Origin of the sequence: Pseudonocardia xinjiangensis (assembly GCF_012911925.1) — a bacterium.
GTDB classification, from domain to species: Bacteria; Actinomycetota; Actinomycetes; order Mycobacteriales; family Pseudonocardiaceae; genus Pseudonocardia; species Pseudonocardia xinjiangensis.
Map to the genome: position 1 here is coordinate 21,400 of NZ_JAAXKY010000021.1, position 12,898 is coordinate 34,297.

Here is a 12,898-nt window from a genome sequence, read left to right on the forward strand (position 1 = left end):
ATGCTGGTGCCGCACTGGCTGTTCCACTAGCATTTCTGGGCGACAAGCTGGGGTTGTTCGACGCGATCTGCAGTGCTGTTGCAGCCACGTCGGCCCAACTCGCGGAGCGTGCGGTCCTGGTCAAGCGTTACGTGCGGGAGTGGCTCCTGGCGATGGCCGCCTCTTGGTACATAACGTATCTTCGCGAGTTGTGACGTCAACTCCGCTCAACACGGTTTACGAACTGCAACCATGACCTTGTGATGTCAGGAGCAGTAATGCCAGATCATACGATCCGAGGGGGAGTGGAAGTGAGTCTGAAACGCAAGGTGACTTGGGCGGGCGTGCTCTTGGCCGGGGTGATGCTGCTTCCGGCATGCGGTACGAACCAATTGGGCGGCGGTCGCGCCGAGTCGTCGTGCGACACGAGTAGGGGGGCCCTGGTTGTCGGCCTGATCGCGCCGTTGTCGGGTGGGCTGTCGGCCTACGGACAAGGGATGAAGAACTCGGCGGACCTGGCGATCCGTCAGGCGAACGAGAAGTGTGCGGTGCCGGGGTATCGGCTGATGTTCCAGCCGGAGGACGATCAGGGGACTCCGCAGGTTGCGGCGCAGGCGGCCACCGAGCTGGCATCCGACCCGAACATCGCGGCTGTGGTGGGGACCTACAACTCGTCGGCGGCGCAGTCCGTCGCTCCGATCCTCGAACAGCAGAACATCGTGGAGGTGTCGTCGGGCAACACGGATCCGGTGCTGACGATGGGTCCGCAGGCCGCCACTGCGCCCAAGCGTCAGTTCCCCACGTACTTCCGGTTGGCTACCACGGATCTGTTGCAGGGGCCGTTCGGTGCGCAGTATCTGGTGCAGAAGGCGGGCAAGAAGAGGATCGCCGTCATCGACGACGGTAAGACCTACGGTGTCGGACTCACCGAGAACTTCGTGAAGGAGGCGAAGCAGCTCGGCGCCGACGTCGTTGCCCAGGAGAGGGTGGGGGAACATGACACCGACTTCTCCAGCGTGATCGCCAAGATCCGTCCGATGAACCCTGATGCGGTGTACTACGGCGGTGAGTTCCCCGTGGCCGGACCGTTGTCGAAGCAGCTCGCCGATGCCGGGCTGGCGATTCCGGTGATGGGCGGCGACGGCATTGCCGACAAGCAGTACGTCACCCTCGGTGGCCGGCAGGGCGACCTGGCTACCGGAATCGGAGCACCGGTGCAGAGCCTGCCCAGCGCCAAGAACTTCACGGATGCGTACGCGGCGGCCGGCTACGTCGATTCGTACAGCGCATATGGGCCGCTGACCTTCGACGCGACAAACGTGATCATCGATGCGCTGGCGAAGGTCGTGCGGGATGTGGGTTTCAGCAGCTCCCGTCGCCAGGAGCTGGTTGATGCCGTCCAGCAGACGAATCTCGATGGGACAAGCGGCAAGGTGGCGTTCGACGAGTTCGGCGAAACCGTCAGCAAGGCGCTTACGGTGTATGCGGTGCAGGGCGATGATTTCGCGCCAGTGGAAACCGGCACCTTCACGGCGCCGGGCGGGTCGGGGCATTAGCCCAGGAGCATCCGGCGGATTCGCTCGGACGCTCGTCGGCCACTTCCCATCGCCGTCGGCTTCACGGTCGGGGAAGCGCTGCAGAACACTGTCGACCTCGCCCGGCACGTGGAGCGGCTGGGTTCTCGGCGCTTCTGGCGCGCCGAGCACCACCGCACTTCCAGCGTGGCCGTGGCGGCACCTGCGCTGCTGACCGCCACGGCGCGCTGCGCCGGCGTAGGACCTAGGCCGGCTGTCCCGAGGGGCGGCCGCGCTCCGCGGCGACGATCTCCCGCACGGCCGGGACCGTTTCCGCGGCGAACTGACGGATGACGTCCGCGGACTCGATCCGGTAGAGGATGAAGGTACTGATGCCCTGGGTGAGGGCGAGCTCGGCGAGCTGCTCGACCCACGCCTTGGGTGGCCCCTGCAGGAAACCGCCGCCTTCCGCGGTGAACTCGCCGGCGATGTTGTAGGCGCGCCGTACCGCCTGCGGCGCGCGGCCCGCGTCGGAGGCCGCCTCGTCGATGATCGCGTTGGCCGCCGCGAGGTGCTCCGGGGGGAGGTACGGGGAGCTCGGGAGCCAGCAGTCCGCGATCCGTCCGGTCATCTGCAGCATCCGCGGCCGGTACGCGCCGAGCCAGATGGGGATGTCGTGGACCGGGAACGGACCCGGCGCCACCCCGTCGAGGCGGTAGTGCCGACCGTCGAACCGGACTGGGTCCCCCGGGGTCCACAGTGCGCGGATGATCCGGACGGCCTCCTCCAGTGCGGCGATGGACTCGCCGGGAGTGTGTCGCGGGCCGCCCTCTGCGGCGATCTGGTCCCACACCGCGCCGCTGCCCACGCCCAGCTCGAACCGTCCATCGCTCAGGATGTCCAGCGTGGCGGCGGTCCGGGCGAGTGCGACCGGTGGCCGCAAGGGCAGGTTGGCCAGGGCCGGCAGCACCCGCAGCGTCGACGTGCGGGCGGCGATGACGGACAGCAGTGCCATCGTGTCCAGCTGATCCGGAATGTAGGGGTGGTCGGCGATGGTGACCAGATCCAGTCCGACCTGCTCGGTCAGCTTCGCCAGCTCCACGATGTCGCCGCTTCCCTCCGGCGGCGACTCCGGGTTGGCGCCGAACAACAGGTCATGACCGTAGTCAGTCATAGGTCGGTCTCTCCTCGAAAGGCGAACGGTCAGATTTCGGTGCTGCGCGGCGGAGTGGGGGTCCCGTGAATCCGCTCGGAATGGGCAGCGAACGCGTCGGCGGCCAGCTGTCCGATGACGGGACGAACCTCGGGTGGCATGTTGCCGATGATGGCGTCGATGATCTCCGGATCGCCTTCGTACATCACCATCCCGAGCATGAGTGGCATGGCTTCGGGGTCGGCTTCTCCGGCTCCGGCCTGGACCATCCGGTTCCATTCGGCCGCGGTGATGTACCGCTCCATCACCGGGACCACGTTCGCTTCCTCCGTGCGCATGTGCCCGCGCAGCAGTGGCAGCAGCCACTCGATGGCGCCGGCCAGCGCATCGCGGTCCTCCGCTGCCGCGGATGCACGCCAGACCTGGAGGGCCGCGTCGACCTCGGAGACGGCCTTCTCGACCTCCTCGTGCTGGGTCCCCATGAGATCGACCATCCGCGCGTCCGCGTCCTTGACGCGCTCTCGGAGCACCGGCCAGACCTGCACGTCCTCGCTGTGGTGATGATGGTGCAGCACGCCGCTCAGGGTCGCGATGTGATCGGCCACGATCTGGGCGCGCGCGGTATCTCGTGTTGCGACGCTACGAACCAGGCGCGGCATCAGGCCGAACTCGCGCCGGAACATGTGGTGCACCATGAGCATCTCGCGGCCGTCGAAATGTGCCTCACCGGTCGATACTTCGCTGGTTGTCACTAAGGCTCTCCCTGTACGTGGGCTGCAGACACGGCTCCGGTGTCGGATATGTGCAGCATGGGCGTTGTGCAACAACGTTGTACAACATAGTTGTAGCACGGTAGTTCAGGTGTCAACGACCGCGGGGGGTGGAATCCGCCGTGCCTCAGTCAGGCTGGCGCGAGGAGGTGGGTGTGCTCGGCATGAGCTCGACGAGGGCGAGGGCTGCCTGCCGTCCGCGCTCGGCCGGCCAGGTCTCCGGGTCCTCGACGGAGGAGATGTTGATGCCTCGCAGCAGCAGGTAGAGCATGTCGGCGCGAAGCTGCGGGTCGGCGATCCGCGACTCGGTCAGTACGGCGACCACCTCGTCCCGCTCCGCGTGGGCCTCCTGCTGGAGCGCTCTGCCAACGACCTCGTCCGAGTCGCGCATCGCCAGCATCTCGACCCACATGAGGCGGAAGACGTCGTACTGGGCGGTTCCGGTGGTCCACCAGTCGACGAACGTCGCGAGCCGGTCCCGGCCGGTCCTCCCGGCCAGGACCTCGGCCAGCTCCGGGCGCCAGTGCTGCTGCACCCGTCGAACGGCGTTGGCCATCAGCTCACCGCGGCTGCGTACGTAGTGGGTGACCTTGGTGGTCGAACCGCCGAGCCGAGCTGCCACGGTGCGGATCGTGATCGCCCTGGGGCCGGCGTGCGTGGCCTGCTCGATCGTGGCTTCGGCGATCGCGTCCAGTCGCGCTTCGGCGTCGACGTCCAGTGGCATCTATCCAGCCTAGGAGGCGGCACACCGACTTCCACGCCCGCTGCGCCGGTCACGAGTCGTCGAGGTCTCGTGCTCAGGGGCGGGCCGTGGCGTACAGGACGTCGCGCATGCCGGGCAACGACTCCTGGTCTTCTCGCCAGACCAGCCGCAGGCTGAGATCCGGGAGTGGGAGGTCGAGTTGGGTCAGGGCGCCGGAGCGGAGGCTGTCGGCGACCACGAACCGGGGTAGCAGCGTGATTCCGAGGCCGTGCTCCGCCCATGCGCGCATCACCGGGACGCCTCCCACTCTGATCCGTTCGGGACCGGGGCCGAGGATCGTGTTCCCGGCCATCCAGAACGAGCACTCCGGCACGTTGACCAGCAGCCGCTCGTGTTCGAGGTCGCGGGGAGTCAGCCCGGCTCGGGCGGCGAGCGGATGGGCCGGCGCGGATACCAGTGCGAGGGGGATCGGGTCGAGGTCGACGAAGGTGAGCGGTGCGGCGGGCGCGGGAAACCCGAGTCCGCCGACGTCGTCGCCGGAGTCCAGCAGCAGGGCGGCTTCGAGCCGTCCCTCGATCACGTCGGCGAGGAGACCGTCGCGGGCGCGTTCGGTGTGGATCTCGAGGTCGATGTCGGGCCGGCGTTCGGCGAACCGGGCGAACACCCTGGGCACGTAGGAGCCGGCGAGGGTTTCCAGCGCGCCGAGCCGCAGCAGTTGCCGTTCGCCTCTGACGTCGCGGGTGGCCCGCGTGGCCTGGTCGAGCAGCGACCGTGCCCATCCCTGCAGTCGTTGTCCGGCGGGGGTCAGCTCCATTCCCTTGGGGCCGCGCACGAACAGGGCCACACCGAGTGCTCGTTCGAGAGTCCGGATCTGCTGGGAGACGGACGACGGGGCGAGGTCGAGCGCGACGGCGGCGTCGGTCACGGTCCGGTGCTGGACGACGGCCTCGAAGGTCCTGAGTTGGCGCAGCTCCACAGCCGCACAAGCAGTGCCGAACGTTCGGAAATTCCGAACGGGACGTGCTGCTCCGGCGGTGGAGCCGCCGGCCTGCCGAAACGGACAGTGGGGCGCGTCATCCCCACATTCGTCTTCGGGAGCTGTCTCAGGCATGACCTTCTCGAGTTCACCCGCGCCGCTTTCGGCGAGTCCCCGTCCCGGGCGGGGGCGTGCCCACGCGCTGGCAGGCATCTCGCTGGGCTACTTCATGGTGCTGCTGGATATGACCGTGCTGTCGATCGCCGAGCCCGATCTGGCGTCGTCTCTCGACACCTCGATGGCCGGGCTGCAGTGGGCGACGGCGAGCTACACCGTGGCGTTCGCCGCCCTGCTGCTGTCGGCGGGGGCGGCGGCGGACCGCTTCGGCGCCGAGCGGCTCTTCCGGGCCGGGATCGCGGTCTTCACGCTCGCTTCCCTGCTCAGTGCATTCGCCCCGGGACTGGGGGCCCTGGTCCTCCTGCGTGCGATCTCGGGCGTCGCCGCGGCGGCATGCGTGCCCGCCTCGATGGCGATGATCGCCCAGCTGTACCCGGAACCGGCGGCGCGGGCGCGGGCGGTCTCGGCATGGGCCGCGATCAGCGGTGCGGCGGTTGCGGCCGGTCCGATCGCGGGTGGTGCCCTGGTCGGCGCGGCCGGCTGGCGGTCGATCTTCCTGGTCAACGTGCCCATCGGCTCGGCGGTGCTGGCGTTGACGCTGGGCCGGGCGTTGGCCTGCCCACGCGGTGACCGCCGGATCGACTGGTCCGCCCAGCTGGCAGCCGCCGCGGTGCTGGCCCTCTTCACGGACGCACTGATCGCCGCCGGTGCGCAGGCATGGGCTCACGCCGCGTGGACGTCGGTGGGTCTCGGGGTGTCGGCGCTGGCGTTCTGCGGCCTGGAACGTCGTAGCCCGGCTCCCGTCCTGCACCGTGCTCTGCTGCGGTCCCGCCGGGTGCGGGCCGGGCTGCTGGCGGCTGCGGCGGTGAACTTCGCGTTGACCGGAGGGCTGTTCGTGCTGCCCCTGTTGTTGCAGCAGCAGCGCCACCTGAGCCCCCTGCAGACCGGGCTGGCGTTCTTGCCTCTGACTCTTCCCTTCGCGGCCAACCCGCCGTTCACGGGCAAGATCGTGGCACGGGTGGGTCCTCGCCGGCCGATCCTGGCCGGTTTGGCTCTGCTGGCCGCCGGAGGTGCCGTGCTGGCAGGCACGGTCTTCGCCGAGGGCGGCTACCCGTGGCTCGCGGTGGGCCTGCTGTTGACCGGCTTCGGCGTCTCCTACGCCATGCCGGCGCTGGTCACGGCCCTTGTCGGCGTCGCCCCGGCGGGCACGGCCGGTGCGGTGGGCGGCCTGCTCAATGCCGTACGTCAGGTCGGCGCCACCCTCGGCGTCGCCGTCATGGGTGCCGCCGTCGCCACGGGCACCGGGTGGGCCCTGCTGATGTCGTCCGCAGTCTGTGCCATCGCGTGGTCGGTGTTCGCTCTCGCGCGCCGTGAGGAGACGACCGGATGACGCGCTCCGCGTCAGCCCCAGGGTGAGTCGTACTTCGTCGCCAGCCGGTCGACGGCCTCCGCCGGCAGTAGCCGGAACGGGCGTGAGCCGAGCTGTAGCAGCAGGGCGCACGTCTGTTCGAGTTCGACGGCAGCGTCCAGCGCTTCGCGCACGGTGCGCCCGGCCGTGATCGCGCCGTGGTTCTGCAGCAGTGCCGCCCGGAACCGGGAGTCGGACGCCTCGATGGCGTCGGCCTGGGCCGCGTCACCGGGATCGGCGTAGGGGATCAGGGGAGTCTGGCCGACGCGCATGACGAAGTAGGGGGTGAGCGGCGGAACTGCGCTGCGTTCGGACCAGGGGTCGAGGCATGAGTACGCGGATGCGGCGAGGGAGTGCACGTGGACGACGGCTCGCACCGTCTCGTCGCGACGGTAGAACGCCCGGTGGAACGGATACTCCTTCGAGGGCGCGGGTCCGGAGAGCAGCGTTGCGTCGAAGTCGAGCTCCGAGAGCCGCTCGGGGATCAGCGACGCGAGATCCGATCCGGTCGGCGAGATGATGATGCGGTCGCCGTGGCGGACGCTGAGGTTGCCCGACGAGCCCGGGCTCATGCCGGCTCCCGCGAGCTGCGCCGCGGCGGCCACGAGCTCCCTCCTCAGCATCGCTTCTGTCTCCACGGACGTCCGAGATCCGTTGTCGCTCACTCGCTCATGCCCCGTTCCAGTTCGTGCCACGCCTCGGTGAACATGTCGACCGCGCCGAAGTTGCCCGACTTCAACGCGACGTTCAGCGGGTCGCCCGCCGCCGTCGTGGCCTCGCTCCACGCGACTCCGGCGGCGATCGCGGGACCTATCCGTAGCTGCGTCACGCCGAGCTCGGCCATGACCCGTCCCGAGCTCTCGCCGCCTGCCACGATCAGACGTGTCGCGCCGAGCGCCACGAGGTGCCGGGCGACGGCGCCGAAGGCGCGCTCCACGAGCTCGGCGGCGCCGGGCGTGTCGTGATCGACGTCAGCGAGGGAGTCCGCCGAGTAGACGAGCGGGATGGCCGTGCGGTCCTCGTCCCAGCAGGCTGCGGCCCAGGCGGCGATCTCCGCGGCGGCATCCTCGACGTTCCGGGCGAGCCCGGCCACGTCGAGCTTCCGCCACGGCAGCCGCGCCCGGGCGAAGGCGACCTGGTCGCGGGTGCGCTGCGAGGCGCTGCCGCAGAGCACGGCGCGACGGCCCTCGACCACCCGGATCCTTCTGGCGTCGGACGCGGCGCGCTCGGGGATTCCCAGCGCCAGCCCCGATCCGCCGGTCACGACCCGCAGTGCGCCCGAGGCCGCCATGATCGCTTCGAGGTCCTCGTTCTCGATCGCGTCGACCACCAGGGACACCGGCCCGTCGCTGCGCGGCGCCTCCAGGCTCCGGGCCAGCTCGGCACGGCCCGCGCGCACGGTCGGGAGCGTGATGAGCTCCACCCGCCCCGTGGTCTGCGGAGCGAGCAGGCGCGGTAGCGAGGAGTCGAGCATCGGGGTCAGCGGATGGTGCCGCATCGGGCTCTCGTCCAGCAGTTCGTCGCCGACGAACAGATGCCCGCGGTACACGGTGCGCGCGGCGTCGGGGAAGCTCGGCGCCACGATCGTCCGATTCTCGCCGGTGCGCGCGAGCACGGCGTCGATGACCGGCCCGATGTTCCCCGCGGGTGTCGAGTCGAAGGTGGAGCAGTACTTCACATAGATCCGCTCGGCACCCACGGACTCCAGGTACTCCAGCGCCGCCACGCTCTGCGCCACCGCGATGTCGATCGGAGCGGTGCGCGACTTGAGTGCCACCACGATCGCGTCGATGTCGTCGACGTCCGTGGGCAGCCGCCCGGGCCCGAGCAGCACCCCCGAGTCGGAGAACGGCTGCAGCAGCACGACCGTGCGCAGGCCGCGGGACACCAGGTTCGTGGCGAGGTCGGTCGCCCCCGTCACGTCGTCGGCTATGCAGCCCCACTGCGGCACGTGCAACCCCTCTCGACGCTCGCGCTGTCCGAAGCGCGTGAATTGCCGTGTTCTCCTATGTGAAGATACGTTATCAGAGTTGACGCTCATGTGAACGCGAAGCTAACGTGCGTTCAAGGCGACACGGTGACGTCGTCGCCGCCCGCAGCCCCGAGGGAGTGGTCCGAATGTCGAGCGATCAAGTAACCCGGATCCGCACCATCGCGGTCGTGGGATCGGGATACATGGGCGGCGGGATCGCTCAGGTGCTCGCTCTGTCCGGGCGCGACGTCGTGCTGAGTGACGTCGACGCGGCCAAGGCGGAGGCCGCGCGCGTCCGGCTCCTCGACGAGGCGCGGCGTTTCGTCGACTCGGGGCTGTTCGACCCGGGCTCGGTGGAGATCCTGGAGCAGCGGCTGCGGGCCGCCGACAGCATCGAGTCCGCCGTGGCGGACGTCGACTACGTCACCGAGGCCGTCTTCGAGGACCGCACGGTCAAGGCCGATGCGCTCCGGCGGATCTCCCGCGCCGCCCGCGCCGACACCGTGATCGGCTCGAACACCTCGGCCATCCCGATCGCCGAGCTCGCCGAGTCGGTCGAACGCCCCGAACGCTTCCTCGGCGTGCACTGGATGAACCCGGCCCCGTTCGTCCCCGCCATCGAGCTCATCCCCACCTCCCACACCTCGGCCGACGCGATCGCCGGTGTCGAGGCCATGCTCGTCGAGGCCGGGAAAGCGCCGGCCCGGGTCGCCGACAGCCCCGGCTTCGTCGCCAACAGGCTCCAGTTCGCGCTGTACAAGGAGGCCGTGCGGATCGTGGACGAGGGTCTGGCCACCCCGTCGCAGATCGACACCGTCGTGAGCAACGCGTTCGGGTTCCGGCTCGCCCTCTTCGGCCCCTTCGCCATCGGTGACATGGCCGGCCTGGACGTCTACGCCGCCTCCTACGGCAGCCTGGCCGCCGAGTACGGCGAGCGGCTCGCCGCACCGGAGACGCTGACCGCCACGGTCGAGGCGGGCAACCTCGGGATCAAGAGCGGGCGCGGGTTCCTCGACATCCCCAGCGAGGACGTTCCGGCGCTGCTCGCCTACCGCGACGCCGCGTATCGCCGCCTGAGCGTCCTGCGCCGCGAGCTCGGTGCCGCACCCGGCCTCGAGGCGGCAGCGGCGAAGGAAGCGGCGGAGAAGGAAGAAGCGGGGCAGTGAGCGAGAGGGACTCGAACCTCATCCCCGACCAGCGACGGGAGAAGCTCATGCGGTCGCTGCGCCGGGACACCGTCCTCAGCGTCGCCCAGCTCACCGAGCTTCTCGGGGTCTCCCACATGACCGTGCGCCGCGACATCGCCGTGCTCGAGCGGGAGGGTCGGGCCTACTCCGTGCCGGGCGGCGTGCGCCATGCGAGCCCCATGCACGAGGAGCCGACCTTCGCCACGAAAGCGGGCACCGAGCTCGCCGAGAAGGCCGCCATCGCGCAGGTGGCGGAGGCGCTGCTGCACGACGACATGACGATCTACCTGGATGCCGGCACGACCACCGGCGCGCTGGTCCCGGCGATCCGCGCACGCAGCGGGATGACCGTGATCACGAACGACAACGTCATCGTCGAGGACCTCACCGGCTCGGCGACCGTGGACGTGATCCACACCGGCGGCCGTCTCGACCACACCAACCGGTCCACGGTCGGGCGCCTCGCGGCCCAGACGCTGCGGCAGCTCAACACCGACCTCGCGTTCATCAGCACCAGCTCCTGGGACCTGAGCCGGGGCGTCACCACGCCGACCGAAGCCAAGGTCGAGGTCAAGCTCGCGGCCCTCGACGGCGCCTCCGAGTCGGTGCTGCTGGCCACGAGCACGAAGTTCGGGACCTTCGGCATGTACGACGTCGTTCCGCTGCGCCGCTTCGACCGCATCGTCACCGACGACAGGCTGCAGGCCGCGGCGGCCGACGGCATCCGCGATCTCGGTGTCGAGCTCGACCTCGCGCACGCCGAACCCACCGAAGACGCGGTACCCGGGATCCGGGCTGTGCGGGCCGGTGAATCCGCCCGGCACTGACGTTCATCGCGAGAGAACTGGCGGTCTCACACGTGCAACTCACCACTCAACGAGGAGTCCACAACCAGGGCGGTACCCGGATCTCCGGGCTGCGCTGGTGGATGTTCGGGTTCTTCGTCCTCATCATGATCATCAACTACATCGACCGGTCGTCGTTGTCGATCGCGATGCCGTTGATCAGCAAGGAGTTGCACCTCGGCGCGGCGACCACCGGGCTCATCCTGAGCTCGTTCGGCTGGACCTACGCCCTGATGCAGCTGCCCGGCGGCTGGCTGGTCGACAAGCTGAAGCCGCGCAGGGTCGTGTCGGCGAGCCTGCTCGGCTGGGGGATCATCGAGGGGCTGACCGGACTCGCCAACGGCGTGGCCTCGCTCATCGGCATGCGGATGCTCCTCGGCGTCTTCGAAGGCCCGGTGCAGAACGGCGCCAACGCCTCACTGACGCGCTGGCTGCGCACGAGTGAGCACGCCCGCGGCAGCACGCTCGTCGACGGCGGCGGCCCGCTGGGCACGGCGTTCGGCGGGCTGCTGGTGACCGGTCTGATCGTCTGGCTGGGCACCTGGCGGCTGGCGTTCGCCGCCGTCGGCGTCATCACGGTCCTGATCGGCGTCGTGGCCTGGGTCTTCATGCGGGACGACCCGGCCACCCACCCCCTGATCACGCGCAAGGAGGTGGAGTACCTCGAGAAGGGTGAGGTCGAGGACGGCCCGGAGCCCGTCGTGCAGGGGTCGGCTCTGCGGTACTTCCGGTTCCGGAGTCCCTGGCTGCTGCTGCTGGCGTTCTTCGGGTACGACGCGGTGCTCTACGGCCTGCTGACCTGGGCGCCGTCGTATGTGAGCGAGGTCCAGCACGTCTCCTTCGGCATGACCGGCGTGTGGACGTTCGTCATCTTCGGCGCGGGCTTCGTCGGCGAGCTGTTCGCCGGTCAGGTGGCCGACCGGTGGATCCGCTCGGGTGCCTCGCCCAACCTCGTGCTGCGATCCCTGCTCGGCTTCGCCGGCCTCGGGGTCGCCGTCGCGATCATCCTCGTCAACACGGTGACCACGCCCGCGGCGGCCATCCTGCTGATCAGCCTGGCGAACTTCTTCCTCCGCTGGGGCGGGCTCTACTGGGCCGTGCCCGCGCGGCTCGCGTCGAAGCAGCACGTCGGCCGGCTCTCGGGGGCGATGAACTTCTCGGGCAATGTCGCCGGGATCCTCACCCCCATCCTGGTCGGGGTGATCGTCCAGGCGACCGGCAGCTTCGTCGGCGTCTTCATCATGTTCGCCGTGGCGGGCGTGCTGATGGCGGTCCCGTCGGTGGCCATCGACTACTCGCGCAAGCTCTGACGTCGCTCACGTCCGCGCCGCCCGCGGTCGGGCGAGTATTACGTTCAGGGGCATGGACTTCTCCTTGTGGCCCGTGGGCTCGCGGTCGTGGCAGGACATCCTCGACGGCGCCGAGTACGCGGAGCGCACCGGTTGGCACGGCGTCTGGTTCGCCGACCACTTCATGGCCAACGGCCCCGAGGGCGTCGATGTCCCGATGAACGAGTGCATGGCGGTGCTGTCGGCGCTCGCCGGCCGCACCGCACGGGTCCGGCTCGGTTCGATGGTGCTCGGCAACACCTACCGGCACCCGGCCGTCGTGGCCAACCAGGCGGCCACCATCGACCAGATCAGCGGCGGCCGGTTCGTGCTCGGTGTCGGCGCGGGCTGGCAGGTCAACGAGCACGAGGCGTACGGCATCGACCTGCCGCGCCCGGGGGAGCTGCTCGCCCGCTTCGACGAGGCCTGCCAGGTGATCAAGGGCCTGCTCACCCAGGACCGCACGGACTTCGACGGGAAGTACTACCACCTCTCCGGCGCGCCACTGGAGCCCAAGCCGGCGGCGATGCCACTGCTGATCGGCGGCGCGGGGGAGAAGGTCACCCTCGGCATTGTCGCCAGGTACGCCGACGAGTGGAACCACTGGAGCCTGCCGGAGCTCGCCGTCCACAAGGGCGAGGTGTTCCGCGGCCACTGCGAGAAGATCGGGCGCGACCCGAGCACGGTGCGCCGGTCCACCCAGGCGCTGTTCGAGGTGATCACGCCGGGCGACACCGAGGCCGAGGAGCGCCGCGAACGGCTGCTGGCGGCCCGCAGGCAACCGGTCGTGATGGGCAGCGCCGAGGAGCTGATCGACACGTTCGGCCGGTACGCCGAGGCGGGCATCGACGAGCTCCTCATCCCGGACTCCACCCTCGGCGACGGTCAGCGGCGGTTCGACGCGCTCGAACGCCTCCGCGAGGAGGTCATCCTCAAGCTCGGTTGA

At 69.6% G+C, this 12,898-nt stretch carries 13 protein-coding genes; 7 read left to right on the forward strand and 6 right to left on the reverse strand.

Features of this window, described 5'->3' with window-relative positions; all coding sequences use genetic code 11:
• The first annotated feature begins 14 nt into the window (after positions 1 to 14).
• Positions 15 to 194: a hypothetical protein gene (locus HF577_RS40120; protein ID WP_344017181.1), complete on the forward strand. Its 180-nt coding sequence runs from the start codon at positions 15 to 17 to the stop codon at positions 192 to 194.
• 96 nt (positions 195 to 290) lie between these two features.
• Positions 291 to 1,535: a branched-chain amino acid ABC transporter substrate-binding protein gene (locus HF577_RS09220; RefSeq protein ID WP_312859029.1), complete on the forward strand. Its 1,245-nt coding sequence runs from the start codon at positions 291 to 293 to the stop codon at positions 1,533 to 1,535.
• Between the two features lie 223 nt (positions 1,536 to 1,758).
• Here the strand turns inward: HF577_RS09220 and HF577_RS09225 are convergent, their stop codons facing one another.
• The 4 genes from HF577_RS09225 to HF577_RS09240 form a co-directional block, all read right to left on the reverse strand.
• Entirely contained in the window at positions 1,759 to 2,667 is a 909-nt protein-coding gene (locus HF577_RS09225; protein WP_169395339.1) for an LLM class flavin-dependent oxidoreductase, read from the reverse strand.
• 29 nt (positions 2,668 to 2,696) lie between these two features.
• On the reverse strand, positions 2,697 to 3,398 hold the full coding sequence (locus tag HF577_RS09230) for a hemerythrin domain-containing protein (RefSeq protein ID WP_169395340.1): 702 nt from the start codon (positions 3,396 to 3,398) through the stop codon (positions 2,697 to 2,699).
• 145 nt (positions 3,399 to 3,543) lie between these two features.
• Positions 3,544 to 4,140: a TetR/AcrR family transcriptional regulator gene (locus tag HF577_RS09235; RefSeq protein ID WP_169395341.1), complete on the reverse strand. Its 597-nt coding sequence runs from the start codon at positions 4,138 to 4,140 to the stop codon at positions 3,544 to 3,546.
• A gap of 73 nt (positions 4,141 to 4,213) precedes the next feature.
• Entirely contained in the window at positions 4,214 to 5,308 is a 1,095-nt protein-coding gene (locus tag HF577_RS09240) for a LysR family transcriptional regulator (protein ID WP_312859030.1), read from the reverse strand.
• On the opposite strand from HF577_RS09240, the gene HF577_RS09245 reads away from it, so the two are divergent.
• The gene (locus tag HF577_RS09245; protein WP_169395343.1) at positions 5,229 to 6,602 is read left to right on the forward strand and encodes an MFS transporter; all 1,374 of its coding nucleotides are present in this window, start codon (positions 5,229 to 5,231) and stop codon (positions 6,600 to 6,602) included. The two genes, HF577_RS09240 and HF577_RS09245, sit on opposite strands and share 80 nt — an antisense overlap.
• An 11-nt stretch (positions 6,603 to 6,613) precedes the next feature.
• Here HF577_RS09245 and HF577_RS09250 read toward each other — a convergent pair whose 3' ends face one another.
• Positions 6,614 to 7,243 carry a class II aldolase/adducin family protein gene (locus HF577_RS09250; protein WP_169395344.1) on the reverse strand — a complete coding sequence of 210 codons (630 nt, stop codon included), beginning with the start codon at positions 7,241 to 7,243 and terminating at the stop codon, positions 6,614 to 6,616.
• Between the two features lie 38 nt (positions 7,244 to 7,281).
• Positions 7,282 to 8,661, reverse strand: coding sequence for a 3-oxo-tetronate kinase (gene otnK / locus HF577_RS09255; protein ID WP_246266132.1), 1,380 nt, complete (start codon positions 8,659 to 8,661; stop codon positions 7,282 to 7,284).
• A 119-nt stretch (positions 8,662 to 8,780) separates the two neighbouring features.
• On the opposite strand from otnK, the gene HF577_RS09260 reads away from it, so the two are divergent.
• Genes HF577_RS09260 through HF577_RS09275 form a run of 4 tightly spaced genes read left to right on the forward strand, consistent with a single transcriptional unit; the run spans position 8,781 to position 12,898 of the window.
• Positions 8,781 to 9,758 carry a 3-hydroxyacyl-CoA dehydrogenase family protein gene (locus HF577_RS09260; protein ID WP_312859031.1) on the forward strand — a complete coding sequence of 326 codons (978 nt, stop codon included), beginning with the start codon at positions 8,781 to 8,783 and terminating at the stop codon, positions 9,756 to 9,758.
• A complete protein-coding gene (locus tag HF577_RS09265; protein WP_312859032.1) occupies positions 9,755 to 10,606 on the forward strand; it encodes a DeoR/GlpR family DNA-binding transcription regulator in 852 nt (283 codons plus the stop codon). The genes HF577_RS09260 and HF577_RS09265 overlap by 4 nt, the downstream gene beginning before the upstream one ends.
• Positions 10,607 to 10,638: 32 nt before the next feature.
• Positions 10,639 to 11,934, forward strand: coding sequence for an MFS transporter (locus HF577_RS09270; protein ID WP_211174009.1), 1,296 nt, complete (start codon positions 10,639 to 10,641; stop codon positions 11,932 to 11,934).
• Positions 11,935 to 11,986: 52 nt separating this feature from the next.
• Complete coding sequence (locus tag HF577_RS09275) at positions 11,987 to 12,898, forward strand: TIGR03560 family F420-dependent LLM class oxidoreductase (RefSeq protein ID WP_169395347.1); 912 nt, start codon at positions 11,987 to 11,989, stop codon at positions 12,896 to 12,898.